A 22,476-nucleotide genomic window follows, 5' to 3' on the forward strand; every position below is an offset into this window, starting at 1 on the left:
GCTCATTCCGTTGCGGACCCGGCGCGCTCACACGCTATTCCTGTTCCCTGATGGGCAGTCCCGCATAAACCGGCGCACGGAAGGCGTGCAGCATGAGGAGCACACCGGCCAGAATCATGGGAATGCTCAGGATCTGTCCCATGGTGACACCAAAAGAGAAATAACCGAGAAACGCATCCGGCTCGCGGAAGCACTCGCAGAAAATACGGGCGCATCCGTACCCCACCAGAAACAGACCGGCCAGAAAGCCGGGTCGGTCGCGCAACTCCTGCCTGCGCGATGCGAGCAGCAGAATGAGAAACAGCAGAAGTCCTTCGGTCAGGGCTTCATAAATCTGCGACGGATGGCGTGGATGGCCGTCCGTATCAGGAAAAACCATCGCCCATGGCAGGCGCGGATCGGCATAGCGGCCCCACAGTTCACCATTGATGAAGTTCGCTATTCTTCCAAAGCCGAGCCCGATCGGCACGATGGTCGTCACACGATCGGCGAAAGCCAGGAACTTCAACCTATAACGGCGGCAGAACAGCAGCATCGCCACAATGACGCCGATAGCGCCGCCATGGAAAGACATGCCACCCTGCCAGACGGCGAAGATCTGGGCCGGGTGCGCGAGAAAGCTGCCCGGCTGATAAAACAGCACGTAGCCCATCCGACCGCCGATCACGACGCCCAACGTAACCCAGACGAGGAAATCATCAGCCAGTTCCGGAGTTGCGACACGCGGCCGCCAGGTCACCAGCCTTTTGAGAATCTGGATACCGATGACGATGCCCGCGATATAGGCCAGTGCATACCAGCGGATCGCAAGCGGCCCGAGATGGACGAGCACCGGGTCGAACTGCGGGAACATGAGCACGGGCAGCATGCGGGAACTTTCCTGATATCCAGCCCTGAACGGGATGGTGAATAGGGTTCAGAGATAGGGGTCCGCCTTCGAGAGATGATCCCGGACATACCGGAGAACGCCATCTTCGAGACTGGTGAAGGGAGCGGTATAGCCGGCAGCGCGCAGCCGCGACATATCCGCCTGCGTAAAGGACTGATACTGCCCGCGCAGGCTTTCCGGCATGTCGATATAATCGACGGCCCGCTTTACACCGGCGGCGTCACAGACGGCATGGGCCAGATCGAGATAGGTCCGGGCTTCGCCCGTGCCGCAATTGAAGAGTCCGTTGACGCCCGGATTGTCATACAGCCAGAGCATGACTTTCACCACGTCACCAACCCAGATGAAGTCACGCTTCTGCTGGCCGTCGGCGATGTCCGCGCGATCCGAACGGAAGAGCCGGGCGGGATGACCCAGCCGCACCTCGTCGTACTTCACCTTGACTACGGAAATCATGTTCCCCTTGTGATATTCGTTCGGGCCGTAAACATTGAAGAACTTCAGGCCAGCCCATTGCGGAGGACGAGCCCTGGCCTGCTCAAGAGCCCGCATCACGTTCAGATCGAACGCCTGTTTCGACCAGCCGTAGAGATTCAGGGGTTCGAGCGTGGGAAGGAGAGCGGGATCATCGGAGAACAGAGCGACCTGATCGGCCGCACCATAGGTCGCGGCGGACGAAGCGTAGAAGAACCGGACGCCCTGCTGCGCACACCATGACCAGAGCCTCTCGGAGAGAGAAACGTTCGTATGCCAGACGAGGTCGCCGTCACGGGCCGTCGTCGTGCTGATCGCCCCCATATGAAAGACGGCTTCAAACTTGAGCGTGTCGTCATTCAGAAGCCCTTCAAGGTCTTCCGGCCCAACGACGCGGACAGGAATATGGCGACGCAGGTTGCGCCATTTCTCTCCGTCCCGCAGACGGTCGACAACCACGACGTCCAGTCCGCGCGCGCAGAGCGAGGCGACCAGGCACGATCCGATGAATCCGGCGCCGCCGGTGACGATAATCATGAATTCAGCCTTATAACGATGAGCATGCACAGAGGACAGAGGGCGTGGGTTGGATTAATCCTCTTTCAACGCTTATAAGTAAAACTTCACAACAGGGCTGGCCCGAACAGCCCTGCCACACCGAGGAGCACCGGAATGGCTGACAGACCGCGTATTTTTGACGACCTAGCCGGTGTTGCCGGTGGCGCGATCTCTGCCTTTGCCGGCGTGAAGGAAGAAATCAACGCGCTGGTACGCTCTCGTGTTGACGAAGTCCTCGGCCAGTTACAGGTCGTACGCCGCGAGGAATTCGAGGTCGTGAAGGAACTCGCCGCCAACGCCCGCATGGCCGGTGAAGAAGCCGAACAGCGCATCACCGCACTGGAAAAACGCGTCGCCGAGCTTGAGGAAACAAGCACGGCTCCAGTTGGCTCTGGCCATGATGACCAGAGTTCCGGCTGGAGCGGAGACAGCACTGCTTTCCCGAACTGAGGTAAAATCAGGTCGGAGTGTCACAAAAACAGTCACAGTCGATCTTGCCGGGAACGGCACGGGTCCATAGGCTGAAAAACGTGGCGAGTCGAGTGATCGCTCGCCATTGATTCGCAGACGAAACCACCCTGTAACGGGGAAGCGTTTCATGGCTTGGGAGGCCAGAATGCCCGCTCTGACGATGACCACCTCCACTCCCAATTCCAACCCGATCGATCTGATGGAACAGATCGTCTGTGGCTATGAATGGGCGTTTGATCGGCGCAATTCATCCGAGATGGCGGCTGAAGCACCCGGCAAATGGTGCGATTACGGCCTGTATTTCTCATGGTCGGCCGAACTCAGCGCCATGCACTTCACTTGCACCTTCGATTTAAAAGTACCTGAGCCACAGCGGAAAGCTCTTTTCGAACTGATCGCCCTGGCTAATGAACGGCTCTGGATCGGTCACTTCGCGCTTGATGTCGAAAGCGGCACACCCATGTTCCGCCATGCCGTTCTGCTACGCGGCGCGCCGGGCGCTTCCATGGAGAGTCTTGAGGACATGGTGGACATCGCCATCACCGAATGCGAGCGGTTTTATCCCGCTTTCCAGTTCGTCCTCTGGGGTGGCAAGGCTCCGACTGAAGCTCTTGAAGCCGCCATGCTCGACTGTATGGGCGAAGCCTGATGACAGCGCCTCTCCCTCCCCTTCTTCTGGTTGGATGCGGCCAGATGGGAGGGGCTCTTCTGGAAGCCTGGATCGGAAACGGCCTTGCTCCCTCTGTTGTCATGGATCGTCACCGTGATGGCGTGGCCGCACCGCACACCACTGTGCGTGAATTGTCGAAAATCCCTGGAGATTTCATGCCTGAGGCGGTGATTCTGGCGGTCAAGCCGCAGAAAGCCGTCCCGGTCATGGAAGAACTCGCAACGCTGCGTCCCGATATCGCTGCCCGCGCCGTCTTCGTATCCGTCATGGCTGGCCTGACCGCAGGTTCGATCGCCGGCTGCCTTCGCGGCAAAGCGCCGGACGCAACGCCTGCCATCGTGCGCGCCATGCCCAACACCCCCTGTTCCATCGGGCAAGGCATGACGGGACTCTACAAGGCTCCTGATGTCACGGATCGTCAGGAAAAACTCTGTGACAGGCTTCTTTCGGCTGTCGGTGCAACCGTCTGGGTTCCGGAAGAAGATCAGATCAATGCGGTCACAGCCATTTCCGGCAGTGGTCCGGCCTATGTCTTTCTCCTCGCAGAATTGCTGGAAGAAGCCGCCGCCGGACTTGGTCTGTCGGCTGATGTCGCCCGCATACTGGCCCGCAAGACGGTTTCCGGCGCAGGAGCATTGCTTGATCACAGTCCTGAAGACGCCGCCGAACTCCGCCGCCGCGTGACCAGCCCCGGAGGCACCACAGCCGCCGCCCTAGCCGTGCTCAACGCTCCGGCAAACTGGCCGTCCGCCATCCCCGAAGCCGTCGCAGCCGCCGCCCGGCGCGCGCGCGAGCTCGCTTCCTGACCCTCTCTGAAATCAAGAGCCTTTCCAATGCCGATGGAAGAAGAAGACGACCAGTTCGACTCCACCCTGCTTGAAGCTGCGATGTCCCTCGCCGCCAGCAAGGGCTGGGGCAGTGTATCCATGCCAGAGATCGCCCGGCATGCCGGTCTGGATATTGGCGAGGTTCGGTGCCGTTATCCCTTCAAGACATCCATCCTGCTGCTGCTGGGGCAACTGGCGGACCGCTCCGCGCTGATCGACGATGGTTCACTGGGAACCTCACGGGAAATGCTCTTCGACCTGATGATGCGGCGTTTCGATGTTTTCCAGCAATATCGTCCCGGCGTGCTTTCCGTTTTGAAAACCCTGCCCTTCGATCCTCTGGTCACCCTTATTCTGGGCGCCGCCACGGTTGACAGCATGCGCTGGATTGCTGGCGCTGCTGGCATACAGACCAGTGGTATTGAAGGGATTCTGCGGGTTCAGGGTGTTGTCGCCTTGTGGACATATGCTCTTCGCTCATGGGAAAAAGATGAGAGCGAAGATCTCGGACTGACGATGATCGCCCTTGAGTCCGGGCTGGATCGTGCGGAGAGAATGGGGCTTTTCCGCAATGCGTCAAACCTGTCGTCTGAGCCAGACGCTGATGAGACGTCAAATCTCCTGACATCCGAAGCCAGCGATGCCGGTTTCAATGATTTTCAGGACGGGAAATAAGACAAAATCACTCTTTACGCAGACGTGGAGCCAGATTAGAACGGCTGCACGACCTGCTTATGGGGTGTAGCCAAGCGGTAAGGCAGCGGATTTTGATTCCGCCATACGGAGGTTCGATCCCTCCCACCCCAGCCAGAAAGCGGCATGACGGTTCGCAGCCCGCCATACCAGAATCTTCTTCAGACAGCCTTTTTCAGGTTCGGGCTTGCCTTGAAACGTACAGTCTTGCCAGCCTTGACCTTGACCGGCTCACCCGTACGCGGGTTGAGAGCCTTGCGGGCCTTGGTCTTCTTGACTGTAAATGTACCGAAAGACGGAAGTGTAAAACCACCATCCCGTTTCAGTTCCTTCACAATTGCATCCATAAGATCAGCAGCAGCCTTATTTGCGGCCACCCCTGTGCAATTGATCGAATCCTGGATGACCGCAGCAATAAAAGCTTTACTCATGGACCACTCACGCTCCTGGGATGCTTACCAAGGCCAGCGGCATGGATCATTACTGTCCATCAAATGCCACTGGCCAATAAGGCGGTTATTAGCGTGGACATTTTAAAGAAACCAGAAAAAAATACCGAAAAACCCCAACTCGCCATAAAAAATCGAAAGAAAAGCTCATTCCGTAGCTTCGACGTCACGATTTACAACGGCCATCAGACATATCAGGCTTGCATTTTCGTGTGAGGATCATATCCGTGCCAGACTCCATCTGCCTCTTTGCCTCATACGCTCCGACAGGTCATATTCCCGCTCATACTGCTTATTACTTATCCGAACTGACCTCCTGTGGTTTCACTGTTCATCTCGCTCTGTCAGGCTACGCCGATATCCCGGCCGCCACTCTGGATTTCTGCCAGAACAACTCTGTAACACCCTGGCCCCGCCCCAATATGGGTCATGATTTCGGGGCCTGGAAAGATCTGATTTTGCAGGGCTGCACCAGACAGGCATCCCGGGTCCTGCTGGTGAATGATAGTGTTTTTGGCCCGTTCGCTCCCCTCTCGACCCTTTTTGCACGCATGGAACAGAAGGAGACCGATGTCTGGGGCATTATTGAATCTCTGGATGTACTGCCTCACCTCCAGTCCTGGTTTATATGTTTCGAACGCAATAGCTTCCATGCACCAGCCGTCCAGCGGGTTCTTCTTCAGGATTTCACACAGATGACACGGGAAGAATTGATATGGCACGGTGAGCTTGGTCTCGCGGTAGCCTGCCGCATGGAAAAGCTCAGAACAGATGCCGTCTGGAGCGACAGAAAAAGCTTCCTGTCCAGATCAATAAAAAAAACCAATGTAATGCATTCGCACTGGCGGCATCTTTTGCGAACGAAAAGCGTGCCATTTATCAAAACCGAACTGCTCCGGGATAATCCTTTTCGACTTGCATCAGTCAGGCACTGGAAAGACGCACTTCCGGCACAGAGCGCTTTTCAGACGAGCTGGATTGAAGAATACCTGAAGCAGAATCCTGCACGCCCCAATCGACCACAAATCAATCTGAAAGGCCGCCTGTTCTACAATCTTGTCGAGCAGATTACAGGAAAATCCACCTAATCGGTCAGTTAGTGATATGGACTCCATCTTTTCCCACAGCTATTCCCGCATGGGCGCACTTGTCGATCATGCCTTCAAAAGCGTGCCTGATCCGTGTGATACAGGCGCTTTTATACGGAAAAATATCGTCAGAATCACGGTCATGCACAATCATCGCGGTCTCGATCTCAAAAACAACCAGCGTTCCGTCCTGCATGACGCCAAAATCCAGTCCGAAATAATCCAGTCCGATACGCGCCGGAATCGCATAAAGCGCCTCCATTACCGAGGGCGAAAAAACCTCTGTAATAGCCTGCATGAAACGCGCTTCTTCCGCTCGTCTCTCAGGAAACAGCTCCATTTTCGCGTTATAATACCAGATGGCCCAGTCATTATGGATCGCCAGATGAACCGGATAAGGCACGCCTTCAACAAAGACGACCCTGTATTTTCTGTAGAGATCATCTTTACTGATATAGTCGACAAACTGCGTCGCGTAATAATACCCCGACGCGCCGGTCTCATGAGTGTAGCGATCAAAAGCTGTGCGATCATCGATACGCGCCAGACTATTCCCCGCATGAGACGAAACCGGCCTGACCAGCAACGGAAAAGCCGGAAGTCTGTCAAAAGGCGCGCACACCACGCTACAGGACGGCACCAGCAGGCCCGGAATATCGGCCAGAAGTTCAGGGACCATCGAGCGAGCCACCCGCATGATGCGTCCCCCACCATTCAGAACTGCCACACCTGAATCCCTGGCAATTGCTTCCGCTTCAAGGATGGCGGTCGTCTGACGGGTGTCCTCACCCATCGCGAGAAGCACCGCGTCCGGCCGCAGCTTTTTCACTGTCTCCACAAGCTCTTCCCGCTTGCCCGGCACACCCGCAATCCACATTGTATAAATGGCCGTATTATCATCCAGCAGCATGGGAATGGGCGCATTGGCCTGAAATGAGCCCGGCACATTCAGGACAACAATACGCCGTCTGGCTTCACCGTCCGGCTTGTCCGGTCGCTGCACAGGGTCCAGCAGCATCGCAGCATCAAGATGCCGCAGAGCAGCAGCCTCGTCTCCGCAGACCTGACACATTTCCCACAGACGGTAATGCAGTTTCGCCCGCTCCCCCGCAGTTGAGGCCGTTTTCAGCCAGATGAGCAGGCTATCGCGGGCAATCAGTGGATCATTGGAGAATTCGGCAAGATCAAGCATGGGTCGAATGTAATTGGCCTCCCCTCAACGGAGAGTAAATTCACTCGACATTATCAGTCGCCTCTGATCATCCACTCATTGGCAGCACGGTGATCCTGATCCATGCCGCCAAACGGAATCCTGATGGACCACAGACTGAAGAAACTGCTTCAGTTCCTCTGCCTGACCTTCAAAATTCGGCAAAACACCTTTCATCGGGTTCACATAAGCATCCAGCATATCAGCCCGCGCCAGAATTCCTTCAACCGCCGATTGCAGGGACTCGGGCCGACCATCCAGAGGAATCAGCGTGCCATTGACCCCATCCACGATATCTTCCGCCTGACCACCAGGTGCGGTGGAAATAACCCAAACATCCCGGGAAAGGGCTTCACGCACCGTCAGACCGTAACTTTCCATCCACTGCGAAGGGAACAGCAGCACATCGATGGAATTAAAGAACGCATCACGTGTAGCATCCCCATAGGCAGGCTGGATGGAAATTTTACCCTTCACCTTCCAGCCGGACACATCCATTGAGGCAAATCCGAGATTGAGCGTGTTATCAATCAGCACCAGTTCCCAGTCGGAACTTTCAAGGCCTTCGAACACTTCACGCACCAGAGGGAAGCCCTTTACGGCTTCCTGTCCACCAACAAAACCAAATCGCATCGGCGTCTTTGGCTGACGGCGCTGACGTGGCGCTTTTGGCCAACTGAAACCGTTTTTATTTACTTTCACCTGTGCCGGGTCAAATCCGTTGGCCAGATAAAGAGCGCGATGGGATTCGCTCGGAGCCAGCAGAAGCGAAGCTTCCCTCAGCATCGAAAGCATCATGTCCTGCCGCACCTCGAGGTGAATGGCGCCCGGCAAACAGGACCGACAGACCTTGAGATCGATGTGGCGCTGGAAACAGTAACGACCGTTCGGCTTGACCATGAACTGGCGCTCACACAGCCACCAGGCATCATGAAGCGTCACGACAAACGGCACGCCTTCTTCCACACAAACCTGCAGCATTCCCAGCCCAAGCCCCTGTATGGAATGAAAATGCACGACATCGGGTCGAAACGCCTTCAACCATGACGTAAACTGAGCCGTGCAACGGGGACTATCGAGTCCTGCAATCGGATCAATGTTCATGGACAAGGGTGACGCCACAACAGGCAGCCCGCCAGTTTCATACCGGAGTGACGAAGAGAACAGTTCGCCGATCGGTTCGCAGGACGTAAATATGGCGACGTCAGTGTCAGCATTCGACAGATGTGTAGCCATTTCCTCCGCCACAAGCGTGGCCCCGCCGAAAGACCGCGGTTTGAAGAAGATATTGACTGACATCACGCGCAGACGGTCTGTTTCCCGGCGCTCAGGCGAAGGAAACTGTATAGCAACCTGCTGCTGCGCTATCGCCTCAGGCAGGTAACGCTCCAGAACATCCTGCCGGGCCTGAAGCCCGATACGCTCACGCAGGTCTTCATCACGGGCAAGCGTCAGAAGCGCATCACACCAGTCTGCTTCATCTTTCGCAAGAAATCCGTTTTTACCATCCTCAACGACAACCCGGAATGTATCGCAGGGAGAGCAGACAGACGGGAGTTGGAGGATGGCAGCTTCGAGAAACTTGATATTACTTTTAGCATCATTGAAAATCGACGGCTCAAGGGGTGCTATGGCGATATCGGCTCCGGCGAGAACAGCCATATAGCCTGCATAATCACGCCCCTCCAGATACTCCACACGCGAGCCAAATCTCAGGAAATCCTCGGGCAATGTGAGTTCCCCGATAATCCTCAGGAGCAGCCGTGGCTCTGCGTCCATGGCGGCAGCCAGTCCTGCTGCACATTCTACGAAATCCTTGTCGTGCGTGCGTGTCCCGGAGCCGTAAACAATAACGACCTCATCGTTTTTCCGGGAAGTTTTTTCCTGTACAAGTAATTGTTCGGCTATACGCAGGGTTTCGCCGTCCAGAGCATTCTCAATGATGCAAACGTCCCTGACACCTGCCCTCAGCATGATTTCACTGAGAACACGAGTCGAAGCGATACCCCGCCCACAAAGCTGCAGACAGTCCCGATAAAGCTGAGCCCCTTCAAGCAGACCTTCCTGCTCGGATTTACTCAGAGAGAGAAGATTGCTGTTCTGACCATAAAGTTCGAGATCAAAAATCAGATCATCGACTTCCCACCAGGGAGCAAGACCAAAGCGTTTTGCCTCTTTAATCAGCGTCGAAATGACAGATACTGCCGGCACGCGATAGAAAATAACCTCCCAGCTTGTCTGCATCGAGGATAAGGCGCTCTGCGGGTCATGCCAGTTTATAACTTCAACTTCCCAGCCCAGCAGTTCCAGCTCTTCTTTCTTTTGCCACACCCGGTATTTCGCGCATTGAGGAATACTTAATTCAGCAATAATAAGCACCTTAGGGGTCAGACCAAGCTCGCGCGCGGACGGCACCGTCTGCCTGTAAGGATTTGCGGATTTTTCCGCAGCAACGGGTGATGTTCCCGTGTTTTTAGCAGGCTTTTTCTTTCTTCTCACTCGACGCTCAAGACGTGAGTCCAGACGCCTTTTCACACGGACATAAAGGCTCCTTACGCCGTCTTTTTCAGCAATCTCGCGGGCTCTCTGGATGGTATGCTTGAGAGAACGCCCTTCAATGGTCTGTCCATGCGCGAGCAACCATCCGCCACGCAGAACCCGTCCGACAACGGACAGATAGCTTTTATTCCATTTATAGAGAAGGTGGCGCACGTGTGCCGCATCCGATGCGTTCACATCCGCTCTCACACTATGGAGAAAAGCCGCTCCTCTATAACATTCCAGCAACGACTCGGTATGACGCAGGCGTTTCTCGAGAATTTCCTGGGGTGATTTTTCAGTCACGATAATCCGGTCGCTTTCTTACGAGATATCAAATGATCAATCTTGTTTAACACATCGAACCTGGTGCGATACGAAATGCGACACATCATATCTTCGCAAAGGGATCAAATGCGAATGCGGGATAAAATGCTATAGCTTGGACAAAAAAAAGCCGGACCCTTTCAGGTCCGGCTCTCTTTTCCAATAATCCGGGATTACCAGATCTGGAAATCACCTGAATTGAGGCTTGTAACATTCTGGAACAGGATGGTTGTGCCATCATCCAGTTTAAGCGTCGAAGAACCATTAGCGTTGGTCTGGCTTGCCAGAGCGTTCTGCAGTTCGGTCTGTGTGTAGTTCAGCAGAGCAACCGTGTTGCCAACAGCTGAGTTGAAGTCGGTGATCACATAATTGCCACCAGCAATACCGTCGCGGAATGCGAAGATGTTGGCTGCACCGGAACCACCCGACATTGTCGCATTGCCCACGCCGGCAACAAGCGTATCAGCGCCCGTGCCACCCATGAATACCTGCGAACCCGTCGTTCCTGCGTTATTACCGAAAGCGGCAATACCGGCTGTCGAACCAGAAGCGTTCAGTGTCTCATTGCCCGATCCGCCAGAGAAGACCGAACGACCCGAACCTGTGGCATTCAGGATGACGTTCATCGAGTCTGCGCCGAAGATCGTGGCCTGCCCAGCCGTAACGGTGCTGGTGCCATAGCCGCCGACAAAGGTCAGAGACCCGGCGACACTGACGTCAGCATTGATAGCATACTGGACCCACGCATCACCACTGGCGGAAATCGTATCGCCCACACCTGTCAGAACCGTGGAAATGCCACCGTTCAGAGAGATTTTGTCATTGGTACCACCAACTACTGTGGAGCCACCACCAACTGTGATCGAGTTGCCGGCACCTGCGCCAGCAACGTTCTCAACGTAGGAATTCTTGCCAACCGTAACGAAAGAGCTGCCGCCGTAAAGCGAAACAGTCTGGTTGCCAGCGCAATTCCCACCGAAAATGGTGTCATGCCCATATGAATAAACGGTATTGGTGCCATTGGTGATATTGACAAAGTTATCGCCAGCACCCGCGTTGATCGTGCTCTCACCCGCGCCTGCGATAACCGTATCGTTACCCGAACCTGTCAGCACCATCCAGTTGCTGGCTTTTGAAAGCTGATCACCGGTGAAGGCGTTGTTACCCGCACCTGCGATGAACAGACCCGAAGCGCTACCGGCCTGAAACTGCACGCCACCGGTTGAACCACCTTCAACGCTGACGAAGTTTGAAGTCACACCCGAAGCATCGATCTGGGTGTGGACGCTGGGAACGCCTGATCCGACTGCGCCACCGAAAACGATTGCGCCAACGCTACCCGTCACTGAGTAGGAACCCGCCACAGTTGCGACGCCGTAGCCGATACCGTTTCCGCTGAAAGAGGTTGAACCCGGAACGAGATTGACACCATCAATCGCCCCGATTTCTCCTGTAAGTGTGCTGCTGAACTCTGAGACCAGGTTAGCCAGCTGGCCTGTTAGAGCACCATCAACCGTGACAACAACATGTGCCCCGGCAGACGCGCCCTGAACGGTGATCAATGGCATTCGTCAGTTCCTTTGTTGCACCTACATGATCCGTCGCAGCAACTCACGCAGGCTGTATTCCGTTACTGGTGGTTGTATTAAAAGAAAGACAGACAAGCAACAAAAAAGAAGGGGGACAGACCAAAAAAAAAGCGTGACATTCAGGGCTTCTGGACCAGTCGGAACCCGCAGGAAACCACCCTTAATGACTCACCGCCTCTCCATACAGAACGTGTATGGACAGAAAAATCATCCACAAGAATAAAAATACTTAATGTTTACTGTAATCACTATTTGCAATTGTGTACAAATATATTTTTTCTAAAAATAGAAATTATTAAAAATACTAAACATATATATTTTTGTATTTCAGGTATTTTTTTCGTTCATACATCCCATTTCCACAACAGTCTTCCTGGATTTTCTGTTGCAGACTCCCCTCACAATCATTTTGTCGGCAATCCCCCCTCGCCCAAGACCTCCATTTTTGAAATTCAGCCTCTTGTTCCCGGCGTGAGAATCTCAATTGTAATGCAGACTCGCAACGATCGGGGCAAAACCATTTTCACGGCTTCGGCCTTGCAGCCACAAAATCACCCTGGATGCGGCTCTCACCTCTACCCGGACCACGACCAGGAAGGTTGAGCGTCTTTTTTAGCCCATTTAACAGGGCCTTACAGTGAGGATTCGAATCCGGTCTGCAGCCATATCTCGCATAGGGCACCCGATCTTAAAGATAGGATTCGTAACGACCTCACCGTTTTAAGGATGTCTGCAATCTCATTTCACTGTCGGAAAAGAGAAGCCGCAAGCCTCGGCGCGCCAGCCAAAAACGTTCTCTCTCAGCCTGTTTTTCATCCAGCTCAGAAAGATGGAAACGAGACCACTCAGTGAAAGCGCTTTCCGGACAGGAACAAAGCAGCATTATACTTTTGCAAGACATAACGAACGCCGGGATCATCAGAAACACGACCTGTGGATTAGCCCGTTTTCTCAAGGGAAAGCAGCTTGTTATTTCAAGCGCACCATCGCCGGTTCCGGTTAAACGATCCCAATGGCAAGCAGGTCGGGTCTAAAACCATAGGACCAGCTAAGGTTTGTGGGGATTCATCGTGAATGAATGATAGCTGCGACGAGATAGATCATGGCGCTGAAGCTTTTGTCTGTTTTGTCGGCCCGCATCGCGATACGTTTAAATTCCTTGAGTTTACAGAAGAAGTTCTCGATCAGATGACGCCATTTGTATATTTCGCGATCCAGCGGCAGTGGCTTTGAGCGCCTCGGATGCTGGGAAATGACAACCGTGGCGCCCCTTTCATCAAGATCGGCAATGATGCTGTTGCTGTCGAATGCCTTGTCTGCGATGAAAGCGTCGAATTCGAGACCGTCAATCAACGGTGGCACGTCCACGCTGTCAAAGCGTTGGCCGGGCATCAGGCGAAAGCGCACCAGATTGCCCAGAGCATCCGTCAGCGCGAGAATCTTCGTCGTCATGCCGCCTTTCGAGCGCCCTATGGCCTGGCTCTGAGTCCCCCTTTTGCGCCCTGACCATGACGGTGAACTTTCACGATCGTTGCATCGACCATGACATACTCCATGTCCGGATCGCCAGACAGGGCATCGAAAATCCTTTTGAAGACATCAGTGTTCCGCCAGTCGCTGAAGCGACGGAAGGCCGTGCTCCAATTGCCAAATACGGCAGGAAGGTCACGCCAGGGACTACCTGTTCGTACAATCCACAGCACTGCTTCCATAAAAAGGCGGTTGTTTCGACCACTCCGTCCTGGATCTGTCAATTTGCCAAGACAGTGAGGTTCAATCTGCGCCCATTGGGCGTCCGTCAGCACAAAACGTTCCATCCAGAGCTTGAATCATATCTCAAGCTCTTTGTGAATCCCCACAGACCTTAGCCCACATGCGCACCAGTTCGGCGCGCACGAAATCTGGTTCCGCAACGCTTCTCGGCTCAGCAGACCAGTTTGCCCCATAAATTGGATAAAATCTGCACAGCGCATGAATGAGGTCCGCAAGAACACTCATTCATCGCAAAACCGACACCTCAGCCGTCGAGACGTGGCCTCAACGGCTCATAGGAAAGCAGGGCGGGATTGATCCATCAGCCCTTGATGGGCAAGTGCTTTGCAATATAAGGCGGCAGATTGAACGAACCGACATGAATTTCGGGTGTCCAATACCGGGTATTACCCAGAACGCCTGACTGTTCGGCACGCTTCCTGACGGAGGCGACATTCTGCAATGTCGGATCAGTGCCCTTTGAGGCGATGCCCAATGTCATGAAACCTCCGACATAAGTCGGAACAGCCGCGACATAGGCAGACACCTGTGGGAAGAACTTGGCCCGACGAAGACTCGTCTCATGCAGTTCATCCGCCTGCATGAACGGTACGCCACACTGATTCACAATCAGACCATTCGGTCCAAGTATCCGGGCGCAATGCTCATAGAACGAATCCGTGAAGAGCACTTCACCCACACCAATGGGATCGGTGCTATCGACAATGATGACATCGAAGGAGGCATCCGGCGCTTCCGCCACGTAAGCGATACCATCGCCAACGATCACGTCCGCACGGGCGTCATTCCATGCTTCCCCGGCGATCTTTGGCAGATGCTGCTTGGACAGCTCGATAACCGCGCCGTCGATCTCCACCATCACAGCCTTTTCAACGGCTTTGTGCTCAAGCACACGCCGAAGAACGCCACCATCGCCCGCGCCGATGATCAACACACGCCGCGGGTCCGGGTGAGTGAACAGCGGAACATGCGTCAGCATTTCCTGATAGACGAACTCGTCGGCTTCCGTGATCTGCACCACACCATCGAGCATAAGCACGCGGCCATGGGAATCACTTTCGAAAACAACGATATCCTGAAAAGGGCTTTTGACACGGGCAAGCTCTTTGCCGACCCGGAATCTTTGTCCCCAGTTCTCGTACAGTTCTTCGTTCAGCCACTGCTCAGACATGCAGCCTCCACAGATTCAAGACAGCCGCACCCTCCCTGCCCAGACCAGAAAGGTCTGTGCAGGGAGGTGTCAGAGCTGAGAATATAATGATGTTCCGGTCCGGATCAGACCGAAACGCGCCCCCGACGCTGCTCGTCAACAAGCACACGGCCTGCCTGAAAGAGCCGCTGCATCACCGGAATGGACAGATTCGGATCACATGCGCCGCACATGAAGATGTCCACGGCAGCGAAATTGCGCTCGGGCCATGTATGAATGGAAATGTGGCTTTCAGCCAGCACCACCACGCCCGATACGCCACCGTTCGGAGAAAAATGGTGGAAATGGCTATGCAGGATTGTAGCCCCGGCTGCGAGAGCGGCTTCGCACAACGTAGCGTCGATCTTTGCCGGATCGTCGAGGTTTGTAGCCTCCCACAGATCCACAAGCAGATGCGTGCCTGCAAATTTCTCGCCGTCACGTTCGACGAAGTAATCCTTACGCTCATCCTCACAGGAGTCAGCGGTGGCGACAGTCTGGTTATTTCTCGGGAGTTCCGAGACCATCCCCAGTTGAGCAAGTGCGTTCATGACGTACCCCAAAACCAGTAGACAGCCTGTTGGGCAAAATTGCCCCCTTGGGCTACGAAGCGCGGTGGATAAGGCGTTTATTCTTCTCACGCAAGAAAATTCTGCGTTTATTTTCATGACACTTTCAAGGCGTCACATCACCGGCCAGAATGGTTTGGAAAATCTGACACTATATTCAGATCATTTACTCTGCGCGATATGCAGATCGCTTATTCTGCGCGGGCTTCTCCGACACGTCTCATGACACAAGCCTGCCACGCAGACATAGCGGATGAATCCCTCACTCCCAGCAGACCCTGCTGTCATCGATTTAACGTGCAGAACGCGGAATCAGATCATGCGACGGCCATGTTCAGCCTACAAGCCCGTTTTCACTCTTGAGACTGTTCTCCATCCGTCAGGATTTGTTTGACAGCGACAGGGTGGAATGCGAGATGATCAGACATCACAGAGGGAGAGACCGGTTCTGAACCGGCGCCGAAGGAGCAACCGCCCTGGAAACTCTCAGGCAGAAGGACCCTGTGACTGGACATTCTGGAGAGTGGCGCTTCGAGCGCCCGCCGACGGGATAGCGATCTCAGGCAAACGGACAGAAGGGGCGCTGGACTGAACCGGATTATCCGGCATTGGGAGCGTTCTTATAATGTATCAGGCGATTTTTCTCTGTGCTTCCATGGTGCGCCAATGAGCGAAACCCTGCGGCACACCCCTCTTTTCTCGCTCCATGAAAATTACGGCGCGAAGATGGTCCCCTTCGCCGGTTACGCCATGCCGTTACAGTATGCAGACGGCATCATGGCCGAGCATCAGCATACACGGGCTCACGCCGGGCTGTTCGACGTCTCCCACATGGGACAGGTCGCGCTGCATCCCATCGACGGCGACATGGATCGCGTGGCGCTCGCACTCGAACGGGTCGTGCCGGTCGATGTTCTGGGGCTGAAACCGGGACGGCAACGCTACGGTTTTCTTACGAATGATGCTGGCGGAATCCTGGACGACCTGATGATCGTCAACATGGAGACGTGGTTCCTCGTCGTCGTTAATGCAGCCTGCAAGGCTCGGGATATTGCGTTGATGCAGCGCGCACTCTCGTCTGAGTGCACGGTGCAGCCACTGGAAGACCGGGCGCTGCTGGCCTTGCAGGGACCACAGGCTGTGACCGCTCTGGAACGGCTGATGCCAGATGTGGTGTCCATGAAATTCATGGACGCAAAAACGGGTCAGCTGGATGGCGCTGAGGTGATCGTCACGCGCTCCGGCTACACAGGCGAGGATGGCTTCGAGATCAGCGTTCCGGCGACAGCAGCCGAACGGATTGCGGAAGCCCTGTTGGCGCAAGCGGAAGTGAAGCCGATCGGTCTTGGCGCCCGTGACAGCCTGCGGCTTGAAGCGGGTCTCTGCCTCTACGGCTCCGACCTCGATGAAACGACGACGCCTGTGGAAGGCGCGCTGGAATGGGCGATCCAGAAGGCGCGTCGCAGTGGTGGCGCTCGCGCGGGCGGTTTCCCGGGGGCCGATCTGGTTCTGGCTCAGCTTGAGCATGGCGCCAGCCGTCGCCGCGTTGGGCTTCTGGCTGAAGGGCGCGCACCCGTGAGACACGGGGCCGCACTGTTCGCTGACAGCGAAGGCGGCGCCTCGATCGGCGTGGTGACTTCGGGCGCCTTCGGCCCGACACTTCAGGCCCCGGTCGCCATGGGTTATGTCGAGACTGGTTATATGCTGGCAGGCACAAAGATTTTCGCTGAACTGCGTGGCCGTCGCATTCCGGTGACGGTTGCCGCCATGCCGTTCGTACCGCCCGGCTTCAAACGCTGAAACTGAGTGAGCCGGCGCAGGATTATCCCGCGCCAGCAAAAGATTTTCTTCTCCGTGACAATGAACGTCCGGAGAAAGTGGAGAGAGTGGGATGACGCTTTACTTTACAAAAGAGCACGAGTGGCTGCGCGTTGAAGGTGATGTCGCCGTTGTCGGCATCACGAAACATGCCGCCGGAGAACTGGGCGAAATCGTATTCTTCGAGCTGAACGTCTCGGCCAACGATCTGCAGCAGGGCGACTCCGTCGCCGTCGTGGAATCCGTCAAGGCCGCATCCGATGTCTATGCGCCCGTCGACGGCGTTATCCTCGAAGGCAATCCGGATCTTGCGGGCAACCCCGAACTGATCAGCAATGATCCTGAAGGGAATGGCTGGATGCTGAAAATGACGCTGACAAACAAGGCGCAGCTTGCCGACCTCATGGATGCCGATGCCTACGCAGCGCTGATCGGCTGATCACAGGCGCTTCCTCAGCATCTGCATTTTGAAACTTTCTTCCTGATACGGGGACAATCCGTGCCATCCTGGTCCAGCCTCCTGCCGCCTTCCGACGCTTTTGCCTCCCGCCATATCGGTCCACGCGAAGCCGAGATCGCGGCCATGCTGGGGGCCGTCGGCGCTTCCAGCGAAGAGGTGCTGCGCGAAGAAACGATGCCCGCCTCCATCCGTTCGAAAGAGCCCATGGGCATCGGACGTGGCTGGTCCGAGGTCGAGGTGCTGGCGCGGTTGCGTGAGATTGCCGGACGCAACAGGGTCATGACCTCACTGATCGGTCAGGGTTATTACGGCACGGTGCTGCCAGGAGTTATCCAGCGCAATATTCTGGAAAATCCTGCGTGGTACACAGCCTACACGCCGTATCAGCCGGAAATCAGCCAGGGTCGTCTCGAAGCGCTGCTGAACTTCCAGACGCTGGTGACGGAACTGACCGGCCTCGATATCGCCAACGCCTCTCTGCTGGATGAAGCGACGGCAGCAGCGGAAGCCATGGCGCTGGCCAGGCGCGTGGCGAAGAGCAGGTCGAACATATTCTTTGTCGATGCCGACACGCATCCTCAGACACTGGCCGTTCTGCGGACCCGTGCGGAGCCGTTCGGTTTCGAGATCCTCGTTGGCGACATCGGGCACGATCTGGATGCGTCCACCGTGTTCGGAGCGCTGTTTTCCTATCCCGGCACGTCCGGTGCGGTGCGCGATCCACGGGCGGCCATTGAATCCCTGCATGAAGCCGGTGCGATTGCCGTCATCGCAGCCGATCCGCTGGCGCTCACCCTTCTGAAATCTCCCGGTGAACTCGGGGCGGATATCGCCATCGGCTCCATGCAGCGTTTCGGCGTCCCGATGGGCTTTGGCGGTCCGCACGCGGCTTACATGGCGGTGCGCGACGCCTACAAGCGCAATATGCCGGGCCGTCTGGTCGGCGTGTCGGTGGATGCCGCAGGACAGCCTGCCTACCGTCTGGCGCTCCAGACCCGCGAACAGCATATCCGCCGCGAAAAGGCGACGTCAAACATCTGCACGGCGCAAGTTCTGCTCGCCAATATCGCCGCCATGTATGCCGTCTATCACGGTCCGGAAGGTCTGAAAGCCATCGCGGAACGCGTTGCTGGACTGACAGCGGCTCTGGCGTCCGGTTTGCGTGCGCTCGGTGTAGAGGTGCAGACAACAGCCGTGTTCGACACGCTGACAGTTCGCGTTACACCTGAAAAAGCTCAAGAAATTCACCAGAGCGCCATTGCCGCAGGCATGAATTTCCGTCGCGTCGGCGAGGGTGTGATTGGTCTCTCGCTTGACGAAACCACCACGCCGGAAGTGATTGAGGCTGTCTGGCGCTGCTTCGATCCGGATTGCCCAACGGAAGCGCTCGCTGCGGCGGCAGATCCGACGCCCGGCCTGTCTTCCGACATTCCCGATGGGCTGTTCCGCGAAAAATCCTTTCTACAGCAGGCCGTCTTTTCGTCCTATCATTCCGAGACGGACATGCTGCGCTATCTGCGTCGCCTCGCCGACAAGGATCTGGCGCTGGACCGCACGATGATTCCGCTCGGCTCCTGTACGATGAAACTGAACGCCACCGTCGAGATGACGCCGATCACATGGCCCGGCTTCTGTGATCTGCATCCATTTGCGCCCGCCGACCAGACGGAAGGCTACACCGAGCTGTTCAGCGATCTTGAGTCATGGCTCTGCGCGGTCAGCGGTTATGACGCCGTGTCGCTCCAGCCAAACTCCGGCGCACAGGGCGAATATGCGGGGCTGCTGGCCATTCGCGGCTATCATCGTGCGCGTGGTCAGGAGCAGCGTGATGTCTGTCTGATCCCGGCCTCCGCGCACGGCACCAACCCGGCGTCCGCGCAGATGGCGGCCATGAAAGTCGTTGTCGTGAAATGCGATGATGACGGCAATGTGGATATGGATGACCTGAAAGCCAAGATCGTCCGGCACGCCGACACGCTGGCGGCGATCATGATCACCTATCCCTCCACGCACGGTGTGTTTGAAGAGTCCGTCCGCGACATCTGTGCGCTGGTGCATGAGGCAGGCGGGCAGGTCTATCTCGACGGCGCGAACATGAACGCGCAGGTCGGCCTGTCCCAGCCGGGCAAGTATGGCGCGGATGTCAGCCATTTCAACCTGCACAAGACATTCTGCATCCCGCATGGCGGTGGCGGACCGGGCATGGGACCGATTGGGGTGCGTTCGCATCTCGCACCGTTTCTGCCGGGACGTCCGGAACTTGGCGAAGACCTTGCCGTGTCCGCCGCCCCGTTTGGTTCGGCCTCGATCCTGCCGATCTCGTGGGCCTATATCCGCCTGATGGGGGATGAAGGACTGGCGCGGGCGACCACCCTCGCCATTCTGAATTCGAACTATATCGTGGCCCGTCTTTCTGACGCCTATCCCATCCTCTATCGCGGCACGAAGGGCCGGGTTGCGCATGAATGCATCGTCGATCTGCGTCCTATCAGGGATGCGACAGGTGTGACCGTGGATGACATCGCCAAGCGTCTGGTGGATTTCGGTTTCCACGCGCCGACCGTCAGTTTTCCGGTGCCCGGCACATTCATGATCGAGCCGACTGAATCCGAGGGCAAGCGTGAACTTGACCGATTCTGCGATGCGATGCTGGCGATCCGCGAAGAAATCCGTCAGATCGAGACTGGCGTGATTGCAGTCGAGGCGTCTGCCCTGCGTCATGCGCCCCATACAGCACGGGATCTGGCGGTAACGGCCTGGGACCGCGCTTATGAGCGCGCGGAAGGATGCTTCCCGGCAGGTGTCGCACCCTCAACGAAATACTGGCCCCCGGTCGGACGCATTGACAATGCCTACGGTGACCGCAATCTGGTCTGCGCCTGTCCGGAACTATCTTCGTATTTGTGAGTTTTATCTGGGCGAGCGCGTAATTCTGACGCTTTTTCGGGATAACCAGATCAATGACAAAGGCGCCTTCCGCCCTCGGCGCACGTTTGGGCAGTCATGAAACTTTGGGACAACGGATCAGGGCATTGCGGCACTATGCCGGGATGACCCAGGTGGGGGTGGCTGCAGCTCTAGGGCTTTCACGCAGCGCCATCGCTCACTGGGAGACGGATCGGGATGGCCGGGTCAAGGAATACCTTCCCCGCCTTGCCGAACTGTTCGAGGTTCCTGTCGAAGTTTTTCTGACTGGCATGGCCACGCAGGAAGCAGTGGTCCAACTGACAATCGACGAGATTGACCTTTTACGGCTCTATCGCAGTCTGGACGTGGGTGAACGTCTTTCCGTGCAGCGCTCTATTGCCCGGATTCTGGATCGCAAGAAAAAATAGCGTCCGGACTGGTTACGATCGGAAAACGGCTCTGGATACGCCATGTCTTCCCAATTTGAGTCCCTGCTCAATGCCGTAAAATCCCGCCTCCTTCATCCCGCCAGATGGCACAGCATCTTCGGGACCCGTCCGTTTCGTAGAAAAATAAAGGGACTTTCCTCACGCTGTAAAAAAATGACTCAGTCCCATATTTCGTAACGCCCGCCGATAGGCGATTGAACTCCGATCAGCCATGACATGCGCTTCCAGAGCGGGGTCGAGCGGCAGGTTTTCGGGCTTCTGCGCCTCCACCAGCGCACGATCTTCTTCAAACACTCGGCGATTGAATTCGTAAACAGCTTCAACATCGCCATTTGTATCGAAATTACGGCATATTGGCGCGAACATCCGCGTCATGCGCGCCGACACTGGCGAGGCCGCATTCATGATGACCAGTCGCTCGTCATTTGGAAAATGGATTTCAAGAGTGGCCGTGAACGGCACATGCACACGGAAATGACGCAGCCATTCAAATCCTTCCGGGGCCGTATTCTCTATTTCATGCGGATAATTGGCGACGGAACTCCGGTATTCCGCCTCAAAGCCGTAGGATCTCATTTTGGGAACATAGCTGGGAACAACAGCGTTTTCAGGGTCCGCAAATGTCGCCGTATGCACAAAGGCGAAATGTGCGACATCAATAAATCCTTCGACCTGCCGTCCGGCAAAGCCTGCAATATCAATCCACGGGCAGGTAATCTGCTGATAGGCTGCATCATCCCAGTGCGGCATGTCTGCAATCGCCGGTTCATGTCCAGCAGGCCTTAGACATGTCCAGATCAGTCCATACCGCTCCACCGCCGGATAAGTGCGCAGGTTAAGTTTTTTCGGTATCGCACTGTCCGGATGAGCCGGTATATGCACACACTGCCCATGCGAGCCGAACTCGAACCCATGATAGGCGCAGGCCAGCGTGTCGACTTTGCATTTTCCCATGCTGAGCGGCACGCCGCGATGAGGGCAGAGATCATCCGCCACAACAATGGAGCCTGCGCTGCGATACAGCACGAGCGGTGCATCCAGAAGCGTCACCCCAAGCGGGGCGCTGCCCGTCAACTCGCGGGAAAGCGCCACAGGGTGCCAGCAGGCTGCCAGGATATTCCAGTCCGATGCATCGAAGGTACATTGCCGTGGCAGATCTGCAGACCGGGTGGCGGAGACTGTGTCCATGTACGTCGCTCCCGCAAAAAATAATGGAAACAGAATGACACGTGTGGAAGCGAGGCGGAATAGAGGTTCTGCGACCCGGTCGGAAAGGGTCGCGACGATTTCCGGAAAGCATTGAGCGAGGGCATTCGACCTGATGACTGCTCCCAAAACCAGCCCGTGGCGCAGGCTTTCAGTCATGCGGGCATTTTTGGTAAATCTTTTCAAATCGCTTCAGGGAAGCCCTTGTTTCAGCAGATGTTGAAACAAGTTTTATTTTTTATTATCAGTTTTCCAATCTGGTAAAGCCTTTATTGATACTCCATGCTTGATGCTTGGATTTCCTCTGTCCCGAGAGAATCAG

The 22,476-nt window shown here is 55.8% G+C and carries 19 protein-coding genes, 1 tRNA gene and 1 riboswitch; of the genes, 10 read left to right on the forward strand and 10 right to left on the reverse strand.

The features are described from left to right. Positions 1-34: 34 nt before the first annotated feature. Together lgt and rfaD are read right to left on the reverse strand one after the other, a co-directional pair. Positions 35-868 carry a prolipoprotein diacylglyceryl transferase gene (gene lgt, locus A0U92_RS12385; protein WP_077813494.1) on the reverse strand — a complete coding sequence of 278 codons (834 nt, stop codon included), beginning with the start codon at positions 866-868 and terminating at the stop codon, positions 35-37. A 48-nt stretch (positions 869-916) separates the two neighbouring features. Next, positions 917-1,900, reverse strand: coding sequence for an ADP-glyceromanno-heptose 6-epimerase (gene rfaD / locus A0U92_RS12390; protein WP_077814433.1), 984 nt, complete (start codon positions 1,898-1,900; stop codon positions 917-919). Between the two features lie 135 nt (positions 1,901-2,035). Here rfaD and A0U92_RS12395 point away from each other — a divergent pair, with 135 nt between their 5' ends. From A0U92_RS12395 to A0U92_RS12415, 5 genes are all read left to right on the forward strand, one after another. After that, positions 2,036-2,371 carry an accessory factor UbiK family protein gene (locus tag A0U92_RS12395; protein WP_077813495.1) on the forward strand — a complete coding sequence of 112 codons (336 nt, stop codon included), beginning with the start codon at positions 2,036-2,038 and terminating at the stop codon, positions 2,369-2,371. A 166-nt stretch (positions 2,372-2,537) separates the two neighbouring features. After that, positions 2,538-3,041: a type III secretion system chaperone family protein gene (locus tag A0U92_RS12400; RefSeq protein ID WP_077814434.1), complete on the forward strand. Its 504-nt coding sequence runs from the start codon at positions 2,538-2,540 to the stop codon at positions 3,039-3,041. Then, a complete protein-coding gene (gene proC / locus A0U92_RS12405) occupies positions 3,041-3,868 on the forward strand; it encodes a pyrroline-5-carboxylate reductase (protein ID WP_077813496.1) in 828 nt (275 codons plus the stop codon). The genes A0U92_RS12400 and proC overlap by 1 nt, the downstream gene beginning before the upstream one ends. A 33-nt stretch (positions 3,869-3,901) precedes the next feature. Then, positions 3,902-4,564: a TetR/AcrR family transcriptional regulator gene (locus A0U92_RS12410; RefSeq protein ID WP_077814435.1), complete on the forward strand. Its 663-nt coding sequence runs from the start codon at positions 3,902-3,904 to the stop codon at positions 4,562-4,564. 60 nt (positions 4,565-4,624) lie between these two features. Next, positions 4,625-4,699: transfer RNA gene (locus tag A0U92_RS12415), tRNA-Gln, on the forward strand. Positions 4,700-4,743: 44 nt separating this feature from the next. Here the strand turns inward: A0U92_RS12415 and A0U92_RS12420 are convergent. Then, positions 4,744-5,013: an HU family DNA-binding protein gene (locus A0U92_RS12420; protein WP_010666022.1), complete on the reverse strand. Its 270-nt coding sequence runs from the start codon at positions 5,011-5,013 to the stop codon at positions 4,744-4,746. 245 nt (positions 5,014-5,258) lie between these two features. On the opposite strand from A0U92_RS12420, the gene A0U92_RS12425 reads away from it, so the two are divergent. Next, positions 5,259-6,119, forward strand: a complete 861-nt coding sequence (locus A0U92_RS12425) for a rhamnan synthesis F family protein (RefSeq protein WP_077813497.1) — start codon at positions 5,259-5,261, stop codon at positions 6,117-6,119. Between the two features lie 4 nt (positions 6,120-6,123). Here A0U92_RS12425 and A0U92_RS12430 read toward each other — a convergent pair whose 3' ends face one another. The 6 genes from A0U92_RS12430 to speD all read right to left on the reverse strand — a co-directional run bounded on the left by A0U92_RS12430 (position 6,124) and on the right by speD (position 15,296). Further along, on the reverse strand, positions 6,124-7,311 hold the full coding sequence (locus A0U92_RS12430; RefSeq protein ID WP_077813498.1) for an ATP-grasp domain-containing protein: 1,188 nt from the start codon (positions 7,309-7,311) through the stop codon (positions 6,124-6,126). 75 nt (positions 7,312-7,386) lie between these two features. Then, positions 7,387-10,173, reverse strand: coding sequence for a glycosyltransferase (locus A0U92_RS12435; RefSeq protein ID WP_408736083.1), 2,787 nt, complete (start codon positions 10,171-10,173; stop codon positions 7,387-7,389). Positions 10,174-10,367: 194 nt separating this feature from the next. After that, positions 10,368-11,762: a beta strand repeat-containing protein gene (locus tag A0U92_RS12440; RefSeq protein WP_077813499.1), complete on the reverse strand. Its 1,395-nt coding sequence runs from the start codon at positions 11,760-11,762 to the stop codon at positions 10,368-10,370. Between the two features lie 1,086 nt (positions 11,763-12,848). Beyond that, positions 12,849-13,600, reverse strand: a protein-coding gene (locus A0U92_RS12445; RefSeq protein WP_149026388.1) for an IS5 family transposase whose coding sequence is annotated in 2 segments (ribosomal slippage) — positions 12,849-13,270 and positions 13,270-13,600 — 753 coding nt in all. Because the reading frame shifts where the segments join, the coding sequence is not laid out codon by codon here. A 257-nt stretch (positions 13,601-13,857) separates the two neighbouring features. Beyond that, complete coding sequence (gene speE, locus A0U92_RS12450) at positions 13,858-14,727, reverse strand: polyamine aminopropyltransferase (protein WP_077813500.1); 870 nt, start codon at positions 14,725-14,727, stop codon at positions 13,858-13,860. A 104-nt stretch (positions 14,728-14,831) separates the two neighbouring features. Beyond that, the gene (gene speD, locus A0U92_RS12455) at positions 14,832-15,296 is read right to left on the reverse strand and encodes an adenosylmethionine decarboxylase (RefSeq protein ID WP_077813501.1); all 465 of its coding nucleotides are present in this window, start codon (positions 15,294-15,296) and stop codon (positions 14,832-14,834) included. A 440-nt stretch (positions 15,297-15,736) separates the two neighbouring features. Beyond that, positions 15,737-15,826: riboswitch (glycine riboswitch) on the forward strand. A 154-nt stretch (positions 15,827-15,980) separates the two neighbouring features. Here speD and gcvT point away from each other — a divergent pair. The 4 genes from gcvT to A0U92_RS12475 all read left to right on the forward strand — a co-directional run bounded on the left by gcvT (position 15,981) and on the right by A0U92_RS12475 (position 20,927). Continuing rightward, positions 15,981-17,114: a glycine cleavage system aminomethyltransferase GcvT gene (gcvT, locus tag A0U92_RS12460; protein ID WP_077813502.1), complete on the forward strand. Its 1,134-nt coding sequence runs from the start codon at positions 15,981-15,983 to the stop codon at positions 17,112-17,114. 91 nt (positions 17,115-17,205) lie between these two features. After that, positions 17,206-17,571: a glycine cleavage system protein GcvH gene (gene gcvH / locus A0U92_RS12465; RefSeq protein ID WP_077813503.1), complete on the forward strand. Its 366-nt coding sequence runs from the start codon at positions 17,206-17,208 to the stop codon at positions 17,569-17,571. Between the two features lie 60 nt (positions 17,572-17,631). Continuing rightward, the gene (gene gcvP / locus A0U92_RS12470) at positions 17,632-20,499 is read left to right on the forward strand and encodes an aminomethyl-transferring glycine dehydrogenase (protein ID WP_077813504.1); all 2,868 of its coding nucleotides are present in this window, start codon (positions 17,632-17,634) and stop codon (positions 20,497-20,499) included. Positions 20,500-20,552: 53 nt separating this feature from the next. Further along, entirely contained in the window at positions 20,553-20,927 is a 375-nt protein-coding gene (locus A0U92_RS12475; RefSeq protein ID WP_236748129.1) for a helix-turn-helix domain-containing protein, read from the forward strand. A 159-nt stretch (positions 20,928-21,086) separates the two neighbouring features. Here the strand turns inward: A0U92_RS12475 and A0U92_RS12480 are convergent, their stop codons facing one another. After that, positions 21,087-22,136 carry an aromatic ring-hydroxylating oxygenase subunit alpha gene (locus tag A0U92_RS12480; protein ID WP_077814437.1) on the reverse strand — a complete coding sequence of 350 codons (1,050 nt, stop codon included), beginning with the start codon at positions 22,134-22,136 and terminating at the stop codon, positions 21,087-21,089. Positions 22,137-22,476 lie beyond the last annotated feature (340 nt).

The sequence above is a fragment of the Acetobacter aceti genome, assembly GCF_002005445.1.
Lineage (GTDB): Bacteria > Pseudomonadota > Alphaproteobacteria > Acetobacterales > Acetobacteraceae > Acetobacter > Acetobacter aceti_B.

Coding starts and splice junctions, on each gene's coding strand:
- rfaD (WP_077814433.1), bottom strand. CDS start 1,900: ATGATTATCGTCACCGGCGGCGCCGGATTCATCGGATCGTGCCTGGTC.
- A0U92_RS12480 (WP_077814437.1), bottom strand. CDS start 22,136: ATGGACACAGTCTCCGCCACCCGGTCTGCAGATCTGCCACGGCAATGT.
- A0U92_RS12400 (WP_077814434.1), top strand. CDS start 2,538: ATGCCCGCTCTGACGATGACCACCTCCACTCCCAATTCCAACCCGATC.
- lgt (WP_077813494.1), bottom strand. CDS start 868: ATGCTGCCCGTGCTCATGTTCCCGCAGTTCGACCCGGTGCTCGTCCAT.
- speD (WP_077813501.1), bottom strand. CDS start 15,296: ATGAACGCACTTGCTCAACTGGGGATGGTCTCGGAACTCCCGAGAAAT.
- A0U92_RS12420 (WP_010666022.1), bottom strand. CDS start 5,013: ATGAGTAAAGCTTTTATTGCTGCGGTCATCCAGGATTCGATCAATTGC.
- A0U92_RS12440 (WP_077813499.1), bottom strand. CDS start 11,762: ATGCCATTGATCACCGTTCAGGGCGCGTCTGCCGGGGCACATGTTGTT.
- gcvH (WP_077813503.1), top strand. CDS start 17,206: ATGACGCTTTACTTTACAAAAGAGCACGAGTGGCTGCGCGTTGAAGGT.
- proC (WP_077813496.1), top strand. CDS start 3,041: ATGACAGCGCCTCTCCCTCCCCTTCTTCTGGTTGGATGCGGCCAGATG.
- speE (WP_077813500.1), bottom strand. CDS start 14,727: ATGTCTGAGCAGTGGCTGAACGAAGAACTGTACGAGAACTGGGGACAA.
- A0U92_RS12475 (WP_236748129.1), top strand. CDS start 20,553: ATGACAAAGGCGCCTTCCGCCCTCGGCGCACGTTTGGGCAGTCATGAA.
- A0U92_RS12430 (WP_077813498.1), bottom strand. CDS start 7,311: ATGCTTGATCTTGCCGAATTCTCCAATGATCCACTGATTGCCCGCGAT.
- A0U92_RS12395 (WP_077813495.1), top strand. CDS start 2,036: ATGGCTGACAGACCGCGTATTTTTGACGACCTAGCCGGTGTTGCCGGT.
- gcvT (WP_077813502.1), top strand. CDS start 15,981: ATGAGCGAAACCCTGCGGCACACCCCTCTTTTCTCGCTCCATGAAAAT.
- A0U92_RS12410 (WP_077814435.1), top strand. CDS start 3,902: ATGGAAGAAGAAGACGACCAGTTCGACTCCACCCTGCTTGAAGCTGCG.